The following is a 20,201-nucleotide window of genomic DNA, read 5'->3' as shown; positions in this document are numbered from 1 at the left end:
GCGGCCGGACTGTCTGGCCGCGTCAACGGCGACTACTTTACGGCATGGTCGCGAGAGCGAATTAAGAACCGATAGTGCTGGCCTCAGTTCATTTGGCTATAAGCGATTCACGGTTGCCCCTGCAAAAGCCCGTGCCTATAGTCCTTTCATCTTTCTCCTCCAGTACGGACTCATGATCAAACAACAGCTGGACCGCTTTAACCGTCTCGACCTGCTCGGCCACCCGACGCCGCTGGAAAAACTCGAACGCCTGTCCGCCTGGCTCGGCCGCGAGGTGTACATCAAGCGTGATGACCTGACGCCGCTGGCCATGGGCGGCAACAAGCTGCGCAAGCTCGAATACCTCGCTGCCGACGCTCTCGCGCAAGGCGCCGATACGCTGATCACCGCCGGCGCGCTGCAATCGAACCACGTTCGCCAGACCGCCGCACTCGCCGCCAAATTGGGCCTAGGTTGCGTGGCGCTGCTGGAAAATCCGCTGGGCACTGACGACAGCAACTACACAGGCAACGGCAATCGCCTGCTGCTGGATCTGTTCGACACCAAGGTCGAACTGGTCGACAACCTCGACAACGCCGACGACCAACTGGCCGCCCTCGCCGCACGTCTGCGCAGCAACGGCAAGAAGCCATATCTGGTGCCAATCGGCGGCTCCAATGCCCTCGGCGCGCTCGGTTACGTGCGTGCCGGTCTGGAACTGGCCGAGCAGATCAAGGACACCGGTCTGGATTTCGCTGCGGTGGTACTCGCCTCGGGCAGTGCCGGAACGCACAGCGGTCTGGCCTTGGCGTTGAGCGAAGTATTGCCCCGATTGCCGGTGATTGGTGTGACCGTTTCGCGCAGTGAAGAAGACCAGCGGCCGAAGGTTCAGGGCCTTGCCGAACGTACGGCGGACCTGCTCGGCGTCGAGCTGCCGGCCAGTTTCAAGGTTGAGCTGTGGGACGAATATTTCGGCCCGCGTTATGGCGAGCCGAATGCCGGGACGTTGGCGGCGGTGAAGTTGCTGGCGAGTCAGGAAGCGCTGTTGCTCGATCCGGTGTACACCGGCAAGGCAATGGCGGGCTTGCTCGATGGCATCGGACGTCAGCGTTTTGATGAAGGCCCGATCATTTTCTTGCACACCGGCGGCGCGCCGGCGTTATTCGCCTACAAGGATTTCCTCTGAGAGATCGCTGATCGTTCCCACGCTCTGCGTGGGAATGCAGCCCGGGACGCTCCGCGTCCCTTTGAGCGCTGGAACGCGGAGCGTCCCTAGAGGCATTACCACGCAGAGCGTGGGAAAGATCTTAATATTCAAATTAGATCTAACAGATTAAATATTAAGTATTTTCAAGTCTAAAGCAGACATCTTATAGTCTCGCCGCAGGCGAATTTCGCGCAAGACGCATAAGCTGCTTTAGGGCACGATAACGCAGGCGCACGAATCACAAATTCGCCAACTTTCCTTAAGCGTCTTCCATAAGAAAACACAGGGGCTTGTCATGAATTTTTCCGCACTACGTCGCAATCTGCTGGTGGGTTCGCTAGGCCTTGCGCTGAGCGCCGGTCTGATCGGCCAGGCAGTGGCCGGTGAGCAGCTGCAACAGATCAAGGACAAAGGCGTTATCAACGTCGGCCTGGAAGGCACCTACCCTCCGTTCAGTTTCGTCGATGCCGACGGCAAGCTGTCCGGTTTCGAAGTCGAGTTGTCCGAAGCGCTGGCGCAAAAACTCGGCGTCAAAGCCAAGATTCAGCCGACCAAGTGGGACGGCATCCTCGCGGCGCTGGAATCCAAGCGTCTGGACGTCGTGGTCAACCAGGTGACCATCTCCGACGAGCGCAAAAAGAAGTATGACTTCTCCGAGCCGTACACCGTTTCCGGGATTCAGGCGCTGGTGCTGAAGAGCAAAGAGTCCGCACTGAACATCAAGACCGCCGCTGACCTGTCCGGCAAAAAAGTCGGTGTGGGCCTGGGTACCAACTACGAACAATGGGTTCGCGCCAACGTGCCGGGCGCTGACGTGCGCACTTACGATGATGATCCGACCAAGTTCGCCGACCTCAACAACGGTCGCACCGACGCCATCCTGATCGACCGTCTGGCCGCACTTGAGTACGCCAAGAAAGCGCCGAAAACCGTCGCTGCCGGCGAAGCCTTCTCCCGCCAGGAAGCCGGTGTTGCCCTGCGTAAAGGCGAGCCTGAACTACTGGCCGCAGTGAACAAGGCCCTCGACGAACTGCGTGCCGACGGCACCCTTGCGAAGCTGTCCACGAAGTACTTCAACGCTGACGTCACTAAATAATGGAAGAAGCTTTCCAACTCGCACTGGACTCCGCGCCCTTTCTGCTCAAGGGCGCGTATTACACGGTAGTCCTCAGCCTCGGCGGGATGTTCTTCGGCTTGCTGCTGGGCTTCGGCCTGGCATTGATGCGCCTGTCGCGCTTCAAATCGGTCAGTTGGCTGGCGCGCATCTACGTGTCGTTCTTTCGCGGCACGCCGTTGCTGGTGCAGCTGTTCGTGATCTATTACGGCTTGCCGCAATTGGGTCTCGAACTGGATCCGCTGCCAGCGGCGCTGATCGGCTTCTCGCTGAACATGGCCGCTTACGCCTGTGAAATTCTGCGCGCCGCGATCGGCTCGATCGAACGTGGCCAGTGGGAAGCCGCAGCAAGCATCGGCATGACCCGCGCGCAAACCCTGCGCCGGGCCATCCTCCCGCAAGCGATGCGCACAGCGTTGCCGCCGCTGGGCAACAGCTTCATTTCGCTGGTCAAGGACACGGCACTGGCCGCCACCATTCAGGTGCCGGAGCTGTTCCGTCAGGCGCAATTGATTACCGCCCGGACTTTTGAAGTCTTCACCATGTATCTTGCCGCCGCGCTGATCTACTGGATTCTGGCCACAGTGCTTTCGCACTTTCAGAACAAGTTGGAAGAGCGGGTCAATCGGCACGACCAGGAGTCCTGACGATGATTGTCGTGGAAAAACTGACCAAGCAATTCAAGGGTCAGGTCGTGCTCAACGGCATCGACCTTGAGGTCAAGGAAGGCGAAGTCGTCGCGATCATCGGCCCCAGCGGTTCGGGGAAAACGACGTTTCTGCGTTGCCTGAATTTTCTTGAACAACCCACCAGCGGCCGGATCAAGGTCGGCGATATCGAGATCGATACCAGCCGCCCGCTGAACCAGCAGCAAAGCCTGGTGCGCAACCTGCGCCAGCACGTGGGCTTCGTGTTCCAGAACTTCAACCTGTTCCCCCATCGCACCGCTTTGGAAAACGTCATTGAAGGCCCGATCGTGGTCAAGAAGATGCCACGCGATGCCGCCATTGTCCTGGGCAAAAAGCTCATGGCCAAGGTGGGTCTCGCCGGCAAGGAAGATGCTTATCCTCGTCGTCTCTCCGGCGGTCAGCAACAGCGCGTGGCGATTGCCCGGGCGCTGGCGATGGAGCCGGAAGTGATCCTGTTCGACGAACCGACTTCAGCGCTCGACCCGGAGTTGGTCGGCGAAGTGCTGGCGACCATCCGTGGCCTTGCGGAAGAGAAACGCACCATGGTGATCGTCACCCACGAAATGGGTTTTGCTCGCGATGTGGCCAACCGTGTGGTGTTTTTCGACAAAGGCGTGATCGTTGAACAAGGCGAAGCCAAAGCATTGTTCGCCAACCCGAAAGAAGAACGCACTAAACAGTTTCTCAGCAAGTTTCTGAATCACGCCTGAGTACTTTTTATCGCTGCATCGGAAACTTCCACGGATGGAAGTTACCTTCAACAAACACCAGCTTTATCCCTTCAGACAAAACATATTCGATGCGCTACATATATATGTTCTGCAACAGATAATGCCCGCCTGCTACCCGCTCCACCCAGCATGACAGCGCTCGAATAAATCCAAGCAAAAAACGCAAAAAAACCGTTAGTTCCGTGGCTCATTTCGTCTTGGCGCTTAGGCATCAGGCCTCAACAGCGTAGGAAGATTCTGATTAATTCGTAATTCACGAATTAACTAACATCATCTATTGACACCCCATCCCGCAGACTCTTATCTAGTCGCCAACCGGCACCACTTAGTTTAACCAACCCGTATTCAACTTGAATAAAAGTTCAAAGCTTTATTGCCAGTTTATTCACGCCTTTTGTTCTTCCAGAAACGGACTTCGCTGCAAGGCTTCAAGGAGAGAAATCGATGACCCGAACTTCGCATACCCCCGAACTGGCAGCGCCGACCGTAGCGCCAGCGCAAAAAACCGGCATCAATCTGGCCGCCGCCGCCCATCTGGTGGTCGAGGTGTCACCCTATCCCGACATGGATAGCGGAGACCTGATCGAGCTGTTCTGGAACAAATGCTATGTCGCCTCCAGGGTGCTGACAGCGGATGACGTCGGCACGGCAATCAGCCTTCGGGTGCCGGAAAGCTTCATCGCCAACGGCACGACGCGCATTCACTACCGGGTGATGCAGGTCGGTCAGGGGCCGGCGTTATCGGCGGCGACGCGCGTGCAGGTCAAACTGGACTGCCCCGGCGGGCAACCTTCAGCGCTGAGCGGAGACGAAAACCAGCAACTGGCCCCCGTGACCATCCCCGACACCATTCGCCGTCAGGGGGTGAATCCAAACCAGATCAAACGCGGCGTACCGCTGACCATCGAGCCCTACCTGAACATGGCCGAAGATGACGCCATTACCTTACGCTGGGGCGATGTACGCATGGACCTGGCACCGATCACCGCCGCGGATATCGGGCTGCCCATTCAAGTCTGGGTGCCTCCCTCGGTGATTGTCGAAGCGGGCGAAGATCTGCGGCTGGACGTGACGTACTGCATTCTCGATCGGGTCGGCAACAACTCGCGCTGGGCGCCGCCAAGAACGTTGAAGATCGGTTGTGCAAACCCTTATCTGAAAGTGCCCCTCAGGCCAAAACTCATGGCTGCCGAATCGCGTAAAGATTGATCCTCTTCAGCGGATAAGGGGCCCCGGCCCCCTTACCCGAAAATTCTTAACCAACCTGACCATCACCCCTTCTATACATATTCCTAAAAGTTAGTTTATTTAAGTTTTATACACGCTTAGGGTATATGAACCGGACCACCGGACATTCTTTCGTTCGCCGCACTTTTGCGGCGTTTTTCATGAGATGTGAGGTAGGTAGTATGGTCCGGAACACAATCACCCCAGTGCAGATCGCCAGGGCATTGCGTGCAGCCAAGGAGCGGCACTGATGTCCAGTCTGGCAGATGCAAACGTCCAGTCGGATCTGGACATCGCCCCACTGTTGTTGCCCGCGCAGGTCTTGCGCAACGACGCCCAAGCCATCAAGGCTGCCCATGAACTGGCGCAAGTCGCCCGCGTGCAGGCCGCCAAACGCGACCGCCAGCGCAAGTTGCCGTGGTCGGAAATCGAACAGTTCACCCGCAGCGGATTAGGCAGCATCGCCATCCCGCGCGAATACGGTGGCCCGCAGGTTTCCTTTGTCACTTTGGCCGAAGTGTTCGCGATCATCTCCGCCGCCGACCCGGCGTTGGGGCAGATTCCGCAGAACCAGTTCGGCATTATCAATCTGGTACTCGGCAGCGCGACCGAGGAGCAGAAAAAACAGCTGTTCCAGAGCGTTCTGGAAGGCTGGCGCATCGGCAATGCCGGCCCGGAACGCGGCACCAAAAACACCCTGGAGCTGAAAGCGCGAATCACCGCCGACGCTGATGATTACGTGATCAACGGCCAGAAGTTTTATTCCACCGGTGCGCTGTTTGCGCATTGGGTGGCGGTCAAGGCGCTCAACGATGACGGCAAGCAAGTGCTGGCCTTTGTCCGTCGCGGCACGCCGGGTTTGCGCATCGTTGATGACTGGTCGGGTTTCGGTCAGCGCACCACCGCCAGCGGCACGATTCTGCTGAACAACGTGCGTGTCGAATCGAGCCTGGTGGTCGACAACTGGAAGATCAACGAAACCCCTAACACCCAAGGCGCGGTGTCGCAGTTGATTCAAGCGGCCATCGACGCCGGCATCGCCCGTGGCGCCATTGATGACGCTATCGAGTTCGTCAAAACCCGTGCACGGCCGTGGATCGACGCCAAGGTTGATCGCGCCAGCGATGACCTCTATGTGATCGCTGACATCGGCAAACTGAAAATCGAACTGCACGCCGCCGAAGCGCTGCTGCGCAAGGCCGGCAAAGTGCTCGATCAAGTGCACGCCGCGCCGCTCACTGCCGAGTCTGCCGCCCGCGCTTCGATCGCCGTGGCCGAAGCAAAAGTGCTGACCACCGAGATTTCCTTGCTCGCCAGCGAAAAGCTGTTCGAACTGGCCGGCAGCCACGCGACCCTCGCCGAATTCAACCTCGACCGTCACTGGCGCAACGCCCGCGTGCACACGCTGCATGACCCGGTGCGCTGGAAATATCACGCGGTCGGCGCCTATCGCCTCAACGGCACTTTACCGGCTCGCCATTCCTGGATCTGAGACGACCAGACATCTGGAGAAAAACATGACGCTATCCCATCACGTCGCGGTCATCACCAGCGATGAGCAAGCCCTGATCGTCGCCAGCGATCTGGCCGAAGATTTCAAACGCGACAGCGCCCTGCGCGACCGTGAACGTCGCTTGCCACTGCCGGAACTCGATGTATTTTCCCGCTCCGGTCTATGGGGCATCAGCGTGCCCAGGGAATACGGCGGCGCTGGCGTGTCCAACGTAACTTTGGCCAAAGTCATTGCCCTGATCGCCCAGGCCGACGGCTCGCTCGGGCAGATTCCGCAGAACCATTTCTACGCACTGGAAGTGCTGCGCGTAAACGGCAGCCACGCACAAAAACAACGGCTGTACGCCGAGGTTCTCGCCGGCCAACGCTTCGGCAATGCCTTGGCAGAACTGGGCACCAAAACCGCCCACGACCGCGTCACCAGCCTCAAGCGCGCCGGTGACGGCTATCGCATCAACGGTCGCAAGTTCTATGCGACAGGCGCGATTTACGCACAGCGCATTCCTACTTCTGTGGTGGATGAAAACGGCGTGCAGCAACTGGCCTTCGTCCCGCGTGACAGCAAAGGCCTGACGGTGATCGACGACTGGAGCGGCTTTGGCCAGCGCACCACTGGCAGCGGTTCTGTGGTGTTCGAAGATGTATTCGTTGCCGCCGAAGACGTGCTGCCGTTTCAAAGTGCCTTCGAACGCCCGACCACTGTCGGCCCGTTAGCGCAGATCCTTCACGCCGCCATCGACACCGGTATTGCTCGCGCCGCTTATGAAGACGCGCTGCATTTTGTGCGCAGCAAAACCCGGCCATGGATCGATTCCGGCAACGACAAAGCCACCGAAGACCCGCTGACGCTGAAAAGCTTCGGCCATTTGAGCATTCGCTTGCACGCCACCGAAGCCTTGCTCGAACGTGCCGGCGAATTCCTTGACGCCGCGCAAGCCGAGACCAACGCAGAAACCGTCGCCGCCGCTTCGATTGCCGTCGCCGAAGCACGGGCGATCAGCACTGAAATCTCTTTGGCCGCCGGCAGCACGCTGTTCGAACTGGCCGGCAGCCAGGCGACCCTGATCGAACATGGCCTCGACCGCCATTGGCGCAACGCCCGCGTGCACACCCTGCACGACCCGGTGCGCTGGAAATATCACGCGGTGGGCAACTACTACCTCAATGACGAAAACCCTCCGTTGCGAGGGACGATCTGATGAGCGCGGCGAAAAAGAAGATCCTGCTGAATGCGTTCAACATGAACTGCATTGGCCACATCAACCATGGCCTGTGGACGCATCCGCGCGACACCTCGACGCGCTACAACACCCTCGAATACTGGACGGAACTGGCGCAATTGCTGGAGCGCGGGCTGTTCGACGGTTTGTTCATCGCTGACATCGTCGGCGTGTATGACGTCTATCAGAACTCGGTCGACGTCACGCTGAAAGAGTCGATCCAGCTGCCGGTCAACGATCCGTTGTTACTGGTTTCAGCGATGGCTGCCGTGACCAGAAATCTTGGTTTCGGTCTGACCGCGAATCTCACTTATGAGCCGCCGTATCTGTTCGCCCGACGCATGTCGACGCTCGATCATTTGAGCCGTGGTCGTGTTGGCTGGAACATCGTCACCGGTTATCTCGACAGCGCCGCCAAAGCCATGGGCCTCAGCGAACAGGTGGAACACGACCGTCGCTACGATCAGGCCGACGAGTATCTGGAGGTGCTCTACAAACTCTGGGAAGGCAGCTGGGAAAACGGCGCAGTGCTCAACGACCGCGAGCAGCGGATCTACGCCAACCCGGAAAAAGTGCACAAGGTCGAGCACAAAGGCGAGTTCTATCAGGTCGAGGGTTATCACCTCTGCGAGCCTTCGCCACAGCGTACGCCAGTGCTGTTTCAAGCAGGCAGTTCCGAACGCGGTTTGCTCTTCGCCGGACGCCATGCCGAGTGCGTGTTCATCAGCGGTCAGAACAAACCGTCGACCAAAGTTCAGGTCGACAAGGTCCGCGCCAGCGCCGTTGAAGCGGGCCGCAATCCCGAGGACATCAAGGTGTTCATGGGCCTCAACGTGATTGTCGGCGCAACGGAAGAAGCCGCGTGGGCCAAGCACGCCGAGTACCTGAGTTACGCCAGCGCCGAAGCTGGCGTGGCGCATTTTTCCGCGTCGACCGGCATCGATTTTTCGCAGTACGAGATCGACGAACCGATCCAGTACGTGAAGAGCAACGCCATTCAGTCCGCCACCAAAAACCTGCAGAACAACGACTGGACCCGGCGCAAATTGCTCGACCAGCACGCCCTCGGTGGTCGCTACATCACCGTCGTCGGCTCGCCGGAGCAAGTGGCGGATGAGCTGGAATCGTGGATCGCCGAGACCGGCCTCGATGGCTTCAACCTGACCCGGATTGTTACGCCGGAGAGCTATGTGGATTTCATTGAATTGGTGATTCCGGAGTTGCAGCGGCGCGGGTCGTACAAGACCGCGTACGACAACGGCAGCTTGCGCGAGAAGCTGTTTCACGGCGGGGCGCAGTTGCCGGAGCAACACACCGGCTCCGCGTTTCGCCGCTAAAAGCATCGCGAGCAGGCTCACTCCTACATTTGGAATGCGTTCCCCTGTAGGAGTGAGCCTGCTCGCGATGAGGCCATAACAAACACCACAAATTTCATGCACTGACTGGAAAAACCATCATGACCCAGAAAATCCTGTCACACCCAGTCAAAGCACTGGCCCTGGCCCTCGGCCTGTTCAGCTCGGCAGTCTTCGCCGCCGACGCACCGTTGAAAATCGGCACCACCGCCGCCTTCGCCATTCCGCTGGAAGCCGCCGTCGAAGAGGCCTCCAAACAAGGCCTCAAAGTTGAGTTAGTGGAGTTCACCGACTGGATCGCGCCGAACGTCAGCCTCGCCGCCGGCGACATCGACGTGAACTACTTCCAGCACATCCCGTTCCTCGAAAACGCCAAAGCCGCGTCGGGTTTTGATCTGGTGCCGTTCGCGCCGGGGATCATCAACAACGTCGGCCTCTACTCGAAAAAATACAAAAGCTTCGACGAGTTGCCCGAAGGCGCCAGCGTCGCCATCGCCAACGATCCGATCAATAGCGGCCGTGGTCTGCAACTGCTGGCCAAGGCCGGTTTGATCACCCTGAAACCGGGCGTCGGCTACAAGGCCACCGAAGACGACATCGTCGCCAACCCGAAGAAAATCAAAATCCTCCAGGTTGAAGCCGTGCAATTGGTACGCGCCTACGACGACGCCGATCTGGTTCAGGGTTACCCCGCCTACATCCGTTTGGCGAAGACCTTCGATGCAGGTTCGGCACTGCTGTTCGACGGCCTCGACCACAAGGAGTACGTGATCCAGTTCGTCATCCAGCCGAAGAGCAAAACCGATCCGCGCCTGATCAAATTCGTCGACATTTACCAGCACTCGCCGGTTGTTCGCGCCGCACTGGATAAGGCTCACGGCAAGCTGTATCAAGCCGGTTGGGAAAGCTGAGCATGACGGCCGCGATCCAACGGCGACTGGAGTTTCCAGAGCCCCACAATGCTGAAAAAACCGAACTGCACCCCGAGTTGAATCGCGCCCACGTACGTTTCATCGGCCTGGGTAAAACCTACAACGGCCGGCAAGGCCCGGTCGCCGCGTTGCAAGGCATCGATCTGGCAATTCAGCGCGGCGAAGTGTTCGGCATTATCGGCCGCAGCGGCGCCGGCAAGTCGTCGCTGATCCGCACGATCAATCGTCTGGAACAACCGACCTCAGGACGGGTGTTGATCGATCAGGTCGATATTGGCGGGTTCGATGAAGACCGTCTGGTTGCTCTGCGCCGGCGCATCGGCATGATCTTTCAGCACTTCAATCTGATGTCGGCCAAGACCGTTTGGCAGAACGTTGAATTGCCGCTGAAAGTCGCGGGCGTCGCGAAGGAACAACGTGAAAAAAAGGTCCGCGAACTGCTCGAACTGGTTGGCCTGCAGGAAAAGCACAAAGCCTATCCGGCGCAGCTTTCCGGCGGACAGAAGCAGCGTGTCGGCATCGCTCGCGCGTTGGTGCATGACCCGGATATTTTGCTCTGCGACGAGGCCACATCGGCACTCGACCCGGAGACCACTCAGTCGATCCTTGGCCTGCTGCGCGAGATCAATCAACGCCTGGGCCTGACCATCGTTCTGATCACTCACGAGATGGCGGTAATTCGCGAAATCTGCGACCGCGTCGTGGTGCTGGAGCATGGCCGGGTGGTCGAACAAGGCCCGGTCTGGGAAGTGTTCGGTAATCCGCAGCACGAGGTCAGCCAGACCTTGCTTGCGCCGCTGCAACACGCGTTACCGGAAGAATTGCAAAGTCGCTTGCACACGCTGCCGCCCTCCTCCGACGCCGCTGTGGTGCTGCGCCTGCAATTCACCGGCAGTGCCAGCGACGAGCCGGATCTGGGCGCACTGTTCGCCGCGCTCGGCGGGCGGGTGAAATTGCTTCAGGGCGGCGTCGAACGGATTCAGGGTCACGCGCTGGGGCAACTGTTGTTGGCTGTCAGCGACTCAGCGTTCAGCGCCGAACAATTGCGCGAGCGCGCCGCACCGTGGGCGCAACGAGTGGAGGTAGTGGGTTATGTGGTTTGATCGCTTGCTGCAGGGCTTTATCGATACGTTTCTGATGGTCGGCGTATCTTCGCTGATCGCGCTGCTGGTGGGGATTCCCATGGCGGTGATTCTGGTCACCAGCGACAAGGGCGGGATCTACGAAGCGCCGGTGTTGAACCGTGCCTTGGGCGCGTTCGTGAATCTGTTCCGCTCGATCCCGTTTCTGATTCTGATGGTCGCGCTGATTCCATTTACCCGGTTGATTGTCGGTACCACCTACGGTGTCTGGGCTGCCGTCGTGCCGCTGACGATTGCCGCCACGCCGTTCTTTGCACGGATTGCTGAAGTGAGTTTGCGCGAGGTTGATCATGGTTTGATCGAGGCTGCGCAGGCGATGGGCTGCCGGCGTTGGCATATCGTCTGGCATGTGCTGTTGCCGGAGGCGCTGCCAGGGATTGTCGGCGGTTTCACCATTACGCTGGTGACGATGATCAACTCGTCGGCCATGGCCGGGGCGATTGGCGCGGGTGGGTTGGGGGATATCGCCTATCGCTATGGGTATCAGCGCTTTGACAGCCAGATCATGCTGACGGTGATTGTGTTGCTGGTGGCTCTGGTGGCGGTGATCCAGTTGGGTGGGGACCGGTTGGCGCGGGGGTTGAACAAGCGCTGAGCTCATCCGGAATCATGCCGCGCCTCTGAAACCGCTTTCGCGAGCAGGCTCGCTCCCACATTTGGAATGCGTTCCCCTGTGGGAGCGAGCCTGCTCGCGAATGGCTGCGCAGCAGCCCCGAACTCGATGGCGTATATTCGGCAAATCCCAATTGCCCGCGTATCCCCACCATGAAGCAGACCCCCAACGATCTCGAACAGATCACCACCACCACCCTCGGCCACTACAACTCGGTGGCTGAAGACTTCCGTGAAGGCACCCGCGACCACGATGTCAGCCAGAACATCGATGCGCTGCTGCGGCATATTCAAGGTGTGGCGCCGTTCACGGTTCTGGATTTCGGCTGCGGGCCGGGGCGGGATTTGCAGACGTTTACGCGTATGGGGCACATCGCCGTGGGTCTCGACGGTTCCCAAGAGTTTGCGCGAATGGCCCGTGAGGACAGTGGTTGCGAGGTGCTGCAACAGGACTTTCTGAAACTCGATCTGCCGGCTGAACGCTTCGACGGAATCTTCGCCAATGCGGTGCTGTTTCATGTGCCATTGCAGGAATTGCCACGGGTTTTGCAACAGCTGCGCGATACCTTGAAACCGGGCGGTGTGCTGTTCAGCTCTAACCCGCGCGGGGATAACCGCGAGGGCTGGAACGGGCCGCGCTATGGCTCGTATCACGATCTGGAGGCATGGCGCGGGCTGCTTGCCCGCGCCGGATTCGTCGAACTTGAACACTACTTCCGTCCCGCAGGCCTGCCGCGCGAACAGCAGCCGTGGTTGGCCAGCGTCTGGCGCAAAGTCTGAGTCAGGGAGTTGCCTGCACCCGGTAGTGGCTGACGGTACCTTCCGGCAGCAGCAGCGTGATGCTCTCGCCGGGCAGGGTCCGGCCGTCCACTTCACGCGGGGCTGGATCGAAGTTGGCCAGCAGCCGAGTGCCGTCTTCAAATGAAGTCTGCTGCACCTGCCGATCCCCGCTCAGCCATTGGAAACCGGTCAACGCCTGCGTCGCCAGGCGCTCATGCAGCGGACGGAAAAATGCATCCTGACGAGCCATCAGCGGCAGTCGCTGCGCCAGCGTTGCTGCACTCAGGTGGTACAGCGGCGGCACGTTGTACAGCAATTGCGTCAGTTCGTTTTCCACCCTTGCGTTGCCTGGTTTAAGGCTGTCGAACAACCAGTGATGGGTGGTGATGAGCGAACCGTGGAACACCGCTTGATAAAGCGGCAAACGGCTGGCCGGGTCAAAGTGTATGCGCCGCAACGGTTCCTTTATTGGCACGGATTTGAAGAACAGGGCCGGTTGCTCCGGCGGAAACCACTTGCCGACAAAATATTCGGAATCCGGGTTTTTACTCATGTCGGCATCGCCCCAACCGATCACCGGTGTCTGCATGCCATGAGCGAACAGTACGCCTTGGGCCGTCGTTGCATTGCCGTCTTCTGAGCCGCTGGGCAATTGCAGCACTTCATTGATCCAGCGCGACGCCGCGACATTGCCTTCGGCGTTCTGTGCCTGTGTCATTGGGGCGTCCGCACGGTAGCTGTCGAACACCATGCCTGTGGCGTAGGCGTCGAGAAACCAGCTGTTGAAACCAGCGGCGACGCTGACCGCTTTGACCCGTTGCTCCAACAAAGGGCGCACGCAACGCGGGTCGGTGTAATGACCCGACTGCTGAAAGCCGCTTTTCATCGTGCGATCTTCCAGCAAGATGGCGCACTCACGGTAAGCCGTGTCACCCAGATGTGCGGTGGTCCAGTCTGGATTCTCATCCCGCCTCAGCGCGGTCTCGTAAGAGTCATACGGTGCAAGCAGATACCCCGCCTGCACGCCCGCGCGAACCGCCTCGGGATGCCAGAGGCCGCCCTCCCAGCCCTCGCCAAGCCCCAACCACAGGCGCGACAGCCCGGCGTTCTGCAATCGCTCAATCGTATCCAGCGACAAAGTGCTGCCCCATTGCTCGGAATTGGCTGTCACGGCACCCGCGAACTCGCGGGCCAGTTGCCCGCGCAAGGCAACATAACCGTTGGCCAGTGCGTGCATGTCCGGCACCGCGCGGGCTTGCCAGGTTTTGCGCGCCTGGGTGTTCAGCGCGTGATTGAGGCTGCGCAGCAGCACGTCTTGCTGATAACGATCGAGCACCGTTTCGGTGGCCAGCAACTGCAAGCCTTCGCGATCCATGCCTTCGCGCAATGCGCCGGCAAGGCGGCTCGGGCCGCGCAACTTGCCAAGCAACACCGGCCAGTTACGCACATCCTTTTGCCCCAGCAGATCGTTGCCCCACAGGTAGACATGAGTGGCGCCCAACAGCTTTCGCGACGCCGGTGTTTTCTCAAGCTTGCTGCTCAGGCTTTCGTAACGGCCGGTGTCGATCAGCCATTGCCGGTAGCGTTTGGCGCCGGCCAGCGGGTCGGCGTCACCCAAAAACAGGCTGAACGTCAGCGGTGTCGACGGCTTGAGTGAGGTGAATTGGTGGCGCACCGACAAAGCCAGCGAATCGCCTTCAGCGTTGAACTGCAGTTGTTTGTTAAAGGGATTGGTCAGCAACCAGCTGAGGCTGAATCCCTCATGCTCGACACCCCAGATCGGCAGACTCATGTCCTGAGTGGCATTGAGCACCCCTTGACGCACCAGAAACGCCTGCCACACCGGATCGCCGCGCGGCACATAATGCCCCTCGGCCAACGGCCAGATCAGGCCCTTGCCCATGGCGTTACCGGGCTGGCGCAAGAACTCAAGTTCAGCCGGGGCGCGTGCGGTGATCGAGAACGTCAGGTCGCGTTGATCGAGATCAACGCTGAGTGACCAGGCGCCATCGTTCCATTGCCAGTCGACGCGATTGTCGCGTTGCACCAGGTTGCTGACCCTGTGCGCGGCGACACCCGTCGATGCCTGTACAGTCGCGCCGTTGGCCGGGGTGACTCGCACGGCGAGGGTTGCGGGGTCGAGTTGTACGCGCCACAGCGGGTTCACCAAAAGGATGTCGGCCAGCGATGAGGGCGACAGGCACAGGCCGGCCAATAACAGCAGTTGGCGCAGCCAGCAAGTGACAGTCGACATCAGGCGTCCCTCCTCCAAATGGAGGAAGGACGGTAACGCAAGGCATCACAGTTGTAAGTCAGACCTTTCCCAAAGGTGTAACAAACGCACTCAGCGGGTCGATGACGAAGCGTCCTTCTTCGGCTCGCGAATCTTGTACCAGGCCACATACAGCGCCGGCAGGAACAGCAGCGTCAGCAACGTCGCCACCACAATCCCGCCGATCATCGCGTACGCCATCGGTCCCCAGAACACTTCCCGGGCAATCGGGATCATGCCCATGCTCGCCGCTGCCGCGGTCAACAGGATCGGCCGACGCCGATGCTCAGTCGCCTCCACCACCGCATCCCACGGTGCATAGCCCTTCTTCTCGAACTCATCGATCTGCGTCACCAGAATCACCGAGTTACGGATGATGATGCCGATCAGCGCGAGAATCCCCAGAATCGCCACAAAGCCCATCGGCGTACCGGTCGGCACCAGCGCCAGCACCACGCCGATCAGCCCCAGCGGCGCGACACTCGCCACCAGGAACATCTTCTGCACGCTGTGCAACTGGATCATCAGAAAGGTCGCCATCAAAAACAGCATCAACGGCAAGACCTTGGCAATCGGCCCCTGCGCCTTGCCGCTTTCCTCGACCGTACCGCCGGTGGCGACCTTGTAGCCGACCGGCAATTTGTCAGCGAAGGCATCAATCGACGGCTTGAGGATTTTCACCAGATCGGTCGGCTGGATCTCGTCGCGCACCGAAGCCTTGATGGTGATGGTCGGCAAACGGTCGCGACGCCACACCAGCGGCTGTTCCAGCTCATAGCGCACAGTGGCGAACGCCAGTAACGGAATCGATGTGCCGTTGGGCGTAACGATCTGCAGATTCTGCAGGGTTTCCGGCGTACCGCGCTCCGAATTCACCGCCCGGCCGACCACATTGATCAGATAGATGTCGTCGTTGACCTGGGTCAAAGGCGCGCCGCTGACGATGCTGTTCATCAGGTTCGCCACGTCTTCGGAGGACAACCCGAGCTGCCGCGCCTTGTCCTGCGCGATGTCGATGCGCAGGACTTTGCCCGGCTCGTTCCAGTCGTAAATGATCTCGCCGATGTGCGGGTTCTTGTCCAGCTCGGTGGCGAGGTCGATGGCGTGTTTGCGCACTTGATCGATGTCCTTGCCGCTGACCCGGTACTGGATCGGACGCCCCACCGGCGGGCCCATTTCCAGCGCCTGGACGTAACTGCCGATGCCGACGAAGTCTTTGTGCAAGCGCTCGCGCAGACGCTGACTGAGTGCCTCACGGGCCTCGAAGTCTTTGCTGACGATCACCAGTTGCGCGTAGTACGGGTTTTGCAATTGCTGGTCGAGCGGCAGATAGAAACGGATCGCGCCCTGACCGATGTAAGTACTCCAGCGCACGATGTCCGGATCCCCCTTGAGCGTCGCTTCGAGCTTGTCGACAGCCTTGCGGGTTTCGTCGATCGAGGCGTTTTGCGGCAGGTTGAGGTCGACGAGAATTTCCGGGCGGTCCGACGCCGGGAAAAACTGGTTCTGCACAAAGCGCATGCAAAAAATCGACAGAACAAACAGCAGTACGGTGATCCCGATCGCCCACCAGCGATTGCGCATCGCCCACAACAGGCCGCCATTGAACGCACGCCCGACGCGGCCAGGCTCGGCTTCATGGGGTTTCACGTTGGCGCTGAGAATGTGCACGCCGATCACCGGAGCGAAGAACACCGCGACAATCCACGACACAATCATGGCCACGGCAATCACCGCAAACAGCGTGTAGGTGTACTCACCGGCGGAACTGGCGTTGAGGCCGATGGGCACGAAACCGGCGACGGTCACCAGTGTACCGGTGAGCATCGGGAACGCCGTCGAGGTGTAGGCGAACGTCGCGGCTTGCTCCTTGGTCTCGCCCATTTCCAGGCGCGTGACCATCATCTCCACGGTGATCATCGCGTCGTCGACGAGCAGGCCGAGAGCGATGATCAGTGCGCCGAGAGAAATCCGCTGCATGGTGATGCCACTGTATTCCATGAACACAAACACCATCGCCAGCACCAGCGGAATCGAGCACGCCACCACCAGGCCGGCGCGCACGCCGAGGCTGATGAAGCTGACCACCAGCACGATGATCACCGCCTCGAACAGGGCACTGGTAAAGCCACCGACCGCTTCTTCCACCACCACCGCCTGATCGGACACGGTGTGCACACCCACGCCAACCGGCAAGTCTGCAGTCAGTTCATCGATGCGCTGGTGCAACGCCTTGCCAAACTCCTGAACGTTGCCGCCCTTCTGCATGGCAATCGCCAGACCGATGGCCGGTTTGCCGTCGAAGCGGAATTCCGGGGTAGCCGGATCGGTGTAACCGCGAGTGATGTCGGCGATGTCAGCCAGGCGATAGAAACGGTCGTTGAGTTTGAGATTGACCTCGGCCAGATCCTTTTCCGAGGCGAACTGCCCCGAAGTGCGCACGGAAATCCGCTCAGGGCCGGCCTCGATCACACCGGCCGGGGTCACGGCGTTCTGCGATTGCAGGCTCTGCACGACCTGACGCTGATCGATACCCAACGCCGCGAGTTTGCGGGTAGAGAAGTTCAGATAAATCACTTCGTCCTGCTGGCCGATCATTTCGATCTTGCCCAGCCCCGGTACATTGCGGATCTCGGCCCGCGCCTGTTCCACGTAATCGCGTAACTGGCGCATGGTCAGGCCATCGGCGGTGAAGGCGTAGACCGAGCCGAACACATCACCGAACTCGTCGTTGAACCCGGGCCCTTGAATACCTTTGGGGAACTGCCCGCGAATGTCGTCGATCTTCTTGCGCACCTGGTACCAGATTTCCGGGATGTCCTTGGCGCTGGTGGTGTCGCGCAGGTACACGTACACCGTCGATTCGCCGGGGCGCGTGTAACTTTTCACGTAGTCGAGGGAGTCGAGTTCTTCGAGTTTTTTCTCGATGCGATCGGTGACCTGCGCAAGGGTTTCCTCCTGGGTCGCGCCCGGCCATTTGGTCTGGATCACCATGGTCTTGATGGTGAACGACGGGTCTTCTTCGCGGCCCAGATTGAAGTACGAGAACACACCCATCAGCAATGCGACGAACATCAGGTACCAGACGAATGACTGATGCTTGAGGGCCCATTCGGAGAGGTTGAAAGAGCCTTTCATTGACTGTCCTCGTCAAGTTTTACCGATTGTCCGGGTTTGAGGCTGTTGACGCCCGCGCTGACCACGCGCTCGCCATTCTTCACGCCGCCCGCGAGCACTACGCTGCTGTCGGTGCGGCTGATCACGCTGACGTCGCGAGGGCTGACGGTTTTGCTCTGGGTGTCGATGACCCAGATCCGTGGTTTGCCGTCGACCTCCTGCAAAGCGGTAGCCGGCAATTCGATGCGCGGTTTGATCGCCGAACTGAGGGTCACGCTGATCGCCGTGCCGAGGCGGAAACCGTCCGGTGTCTCGGCCAGCGTCAGGCGTGCGCGACGAGTACGCGTGGCGCTTTGCGCCTGCGGTTCGATCTCGCGAAGGGTTGCCGTGGTGTTGATGCTCGGGTCGAGTTGCCCGGCCACCAGAAACACCACGTCGGAGGGAATCTGATCGACCAGGGTGTCCGGCAGATCGATCACCGCTTCCTTGATGTCCGGTTGCGCCAGGGTTACGACCTGCTGGCCCGCCGTCACCACTTGCCCGGCTTCAGCGTTCCACGCGGTGACCACGGCTTTATGGTCGGAACGCAGTTCGGTGTAGCCGAGCTGGTCCTTGCTTTGATTGACCGCCGCCCGTGCCTGGTCCAGCGAGGCCTGGGTGGTTTTCAAGTCCGTGGTGGCAATGTCCAGTTGTGCCTGCGCCCCGACGCCACGATCGAACAGCGCCTGCTGACGGCGGGCATTGGCCTGGGCATTGATCAGTTGCGCCTGAACCTTGGCCAGGTCGCCCTGGGCCGAACGCAATTGGTTCTGCTGATCAGACGGATCGAGGGTGGCGAGCAGCGTGCCCTTTTGCACTTCGGTTCCGACATCGACGTTGCGGCTGGCGATGCGGCCACCGACGCGGAAACCGGTGTTGCTTTCATAACGCGCCTGGATGCTGCCGGCGAAACGCCCGAGGCTTTCCTCGCTCAGCGCTTGAACCTTGACCGATAACACCGGACGGACCGGCTCCGGAGGTGGCTCGCTTTTCGAGCAGGCCGCCAGCAACACACCCACGGATAACAGCCCCAGACGCTTCATGGCTGTGCTCCCGGTTGCAGATCCTTGTAGGTGTTTTCAGCGATTTCGACTTTCATGCCGGGATGCAACAACTGCCCACCGGCGACGATGACTTTTTCCCCGCCCTTGAGGCCTTCGCTGATGATGACCTTGCCGATCAGGTAGCGGCCGACGGTCACGTTGTGCAACTGCGCTTCACCTTTATCGTCGACCATCCACACCGCCGGATCACTGATGTTTTTGGTCAGCGCCGACCATGGCAATTCGACTGCCGACTTGCCGCTGCCCTTGGCCGTGGCGCTGACCACCGAGCCCAGCTGCATCCCTTGTGGCAAGCTGTCGAGGCTGACTTTGACTTGCACCGTGCCGGACTGCGCCGACACCGCCGGGGTGATTTCACGCACCGTACCGGTGGTTTTGATGGCAGGGTTATCGAGCAGGCTGACGACGATCGAGGGATCCGCAGGACGCTCGGCCAGCAGCGATTCGTAGACGTTGAACACCGCGTCACGGTCGCCGTCGCGGGCCAGCGAAAAAATCGGCGCAGTGGCCTGCACCACTTGGCCGACTTCTGCTTGGCGCTCGGTAATCACGCCCGGCGCATCGGCAATTAACGCGGTGTAGCTGAGCTGATCCTTGGCGTTGGCCAATTGTGCCTGCGCCGCACTCAAGGCGCTCTGGCTGCTGCGCAGCGCCGCTTGGGCGGAATCGTATTCGCTCTGGCTGGTGTAGCCCTTGGGCAGGAGTTTTTGCTGGCGTACGAACGCCGCGGCACTCTGTTTCACCCGGGCTTGTTCGGCGACTACCTGAGCCTGGGCGGAGTCGACGTTGGTCTGCAAATCCTTGGGATCGAGTTTGGCCAGCACCTGTTTGGCGGTGACCCGGTCGCCGACGTCGACCATGCGCTGGATGATCTTGCCGCCGACGCGGAACGACAATTCAGTCTGCACGCGCGCCTGCACGTCACCGGTCAATGTCACCGAAGCCGCGTAATCCGTGGGTTTGACCTCTTGTACAAAGACCCGTGGCAGGTATTCCTCAGGGGCTTTTTTCTCGCCGCATGCGGTCACCAAGGTGAACAGACTCAGCATGACCGCTGTTTTCAAACCGGGACTCGCCATGCAGACTCCTTCCTGTGTACGAACGTGCAAGTGACGATACGACTGTGAGCTTAGAACAGGGTTCAACGTTCGCCCGTTCGTCCCCCATATTTCCTCTAGGAGCTGCCGGAGGCTGCGATCTTTTGATCTT

Annotated in this window: 16 protein-coding genes; 12 read left to right on the top strand and 4 right to left on the bottom strand. The window is 59.8% G+C overall.

Annotation, left to right across the window (positions count from 1 at the left end):
- Positions 1-172 precede the first annotated feature (172 nt).
- The 12 genes from CKW38_RS22660 to CKW38_RS22605 all read left to right on the top strand — a co-directional run bounded on the left by CKW38_RS22660 (position 173) and on the right by CKW38_RS22605 (position 12,500).
- Positions 173-1,165, top strand: a complete 993-nt coding sequence (locus tag CKW38_RS22660; RefSeq protein WP_095113928.1) for a D-cysteine desulfhydrase — start codon at positions 173-175, stop codon at positions 1,163-1,165.
- A 316-nt stretch (positions 1,166-1,481) separates the two neighbouring features.
- On the top strand, positions 1,482-2,282 hold the full coding sequence (tcyJ, locus tag CKW38_RS22655) for a cystine ABC transporter substrate-binding protein (protein WP_095113927.1): 801 nt from the start codon (positions 1,482-1,484) through the stop codon (positions 2,280-2,282).
- Positions 2,282-2,947: a cystine ABC transporter permease gene (tcyL, locus tag CKW38_RS22650; RefSeq protein WP_007918741.1), complete on the top strand. Its 666-nt coding sequence runs from the start codon at positions 2,282-2,284 to the stop codon at positions 2,945-2,947. Before tcyJ ends, tcyL begins: the two co-directional genes overlap by 1 nt.
- 2 nt (positions 2,948-2,949) lie before the next feature.
- Positions 2,950-3,699 (top strand): L-cystine ABC transporter ATP-binding protein TcyN, encoded by a 750-nt coding sequence (gene tcyN, locus CKW38_RS22645; protein ID WP_007918739.1) that lies wholly within the window; start codon positions 2,950-2,952, stop codon positions 3,697-3,699.
- A gap of 465 nt (positions 3,700-4,164) precedes the next feature.
- The gene (locus CKW38_RS22640) at positions 4,165-4,929 is read left to right on the top strand and encodes a hypothetical protein (RefSeq protein WP_007918737.1); all 765 of its coding nucleotides are present in this window, start codon (positions 4,165-4,167) and stop codon (positions 4,927-4,929) included.
- A gap of 268 nt (positions 4,930-5,197) precedes the next feature.
- Entirely contained in the window at positions 5,198-6,439 is a 1,242-nt protein-coding gene (locus CKW38_RS22635; RefSeq protein WP_095113926.1) for an SfnB family sulfur acquisition oxidoreductase, read from the top strand.
- Between the two features lie 25 nt (positions 6,440-6,464).
- Positions 6,465-7,658: an SfnB family sulfur acquisition oxidoreductase gene (locus CKW38_RS22630; protein WP_095113925.1), complete on the top strand. Its 1,194-nt coding sequence runs from the start codon at positions 6,465-6,467 to the stop codon at positions 7,656-7,658.
- Positions 7,658-9,016 carry an LLM class flavin-dependent oxidoreductase gene (locus tag CKW38_RS22625; RefSeq protein ID WP_095113924.1) on the top strand — a complete coding sequence of 453 codons (1,359 nt, stop codon included), beginning with the start codon at positions 7,658-7,660 and terminating at the stop codon, positions 9,014-9,016. The genes CKW38_RS22630 and CKW38_RS22625 overlap by 1 nt, the downstream gene beginning before the upstream one ends.
- 119 nt (positions 9,017-9,135) lie before the next feature.
- Complete coding sequence (locus CKW38_RS22620; RefSeq protein WP_095113923.1) at positions 9,136-9,945, top strand: MetQ/NlpA family ABC transporter substrate-binding protein; 810 nt, start codon at positions 9,136-9,138, stop codon at positions 9,943-9,945.
- A 2-nt stretch (positions 9,946-9,947) separates the two neighbouring features.
- Positions 9,948-11,069 carry a methionine ABC transporter ATP-binding protein gene (locus CKW38_RS22615; protein WP_095113922.1) on the top strand — a complete coding sequence of 374 codons (1,122 nt, stop codon included), beginning with the start codon at positions 9,948-9,950 and terminating at the stop codon, positions 11,067-11,069.
- Positions 11,059-11,703, top strand: coding sequence for a methionine ABC transporter permease (locus CKW38_RS22610; protein WP_034151854.1), 645 nt, complete (start codon positions 11,059-11,061; stop codon positions 11,701-11,703). Before CKW38_RS22615 ends, CKW38_RS22610 begins: the two co-directional genes overlap by 11 nt.
- Positions 11,704-11,873: 170 nt before the next feature.
- Positions 11,874-12,500 carry a bifunctional 2-polyprenyl-6-hydroxyphenol methylase/3-demethylubiquinol 3-O-methyltransferase UbiG gene (locus tag CKW38_RS22605; protein WP_095113921.1) on the top strand — a complete coding sequence of 209 codons (627 nt, stop codon included), beginning with the start codon at positions 11,874-11,876 and terminating at the stop codon, positions 12,498-12,500.
- A 1-nt stretch (position 12,501) separates the two neighbouring features.
- Here CKW38_RS22605 and CKW38_RS22600 read toward each other — a convergent pair whose 3' ends face one another.
- From CKW38_RS22600 to CKW38_RS22585, 4 genes are all read right to left on the bottom strand, one after another.
- Positions 12,502-14,754, bottom strand: coding sequence for a glycoside hydrolase (locus CKW38_RS22600; protein ID WP_095113920.1), 2,253 nt, complete (start codon positions 14,752-14,754; stop codon positions 12,502-12,504).
- Between the two features lie 90 nt (positions 14,755-14,844).
- On the bottom strand, positions 14,845-17,910 hold the full coding sequence (locus CKW38_RS22595) for an efflux RND transporter permease subunit (RefSeq protein ID WP_007918721.1): 3,066 nt from the start codon (positions 17,908-17,910) through the stop codon (positions 14,845-14,847).
- Positions 17,907-18,971, bottom strand: a complete 1,065-nt coding sequence (locus CKW38_RS22590) for an efflux RND transporter periplasmic adaptor subunit (RefSeq protein WP_095113919.1) — start codon at positions 18,969-18,971, stop codon at positions 17,907-17,909. The genes CKW38_RS22595 and CKW38_RS22590 overlap by 4 nt, the downstream gene beginning before the upstream one ends.
- The gene (locus CKW38_RS22585) at positions 18,968-20,071 is read right to left on the bottom strand and encodes an efflux RND transporter periplasmic adaptor subunit (RefSeq protein ID WP_007918719.1); all 1,104 of its coding nucleotides are present in this window, start codon (positions 20,069-20,071) and stop codon (positions 18,968-18,970) included. Before CKW38_RS22585 ends, CKW38_RS22590 begins: the two co-directional genes overlap by 4 nt.
- Between the last annotated feature and the right edge of the window lie 130 nt (positions 20,072-20,201).

It is taken from the genome of Pseudomonas sp. Irchel 3H7 (assembly GCF_900187605.1).
Classification (GTDB): domain Bacteria; phylum Pseudomonadota; class Gammaproteobacteria; order Pseudomonadales; family Pseudomonadaceae; genus Aquipseudomonas.
This window is presented reverse-complemented; position numbering and strand designations above follow the sequence as displayed.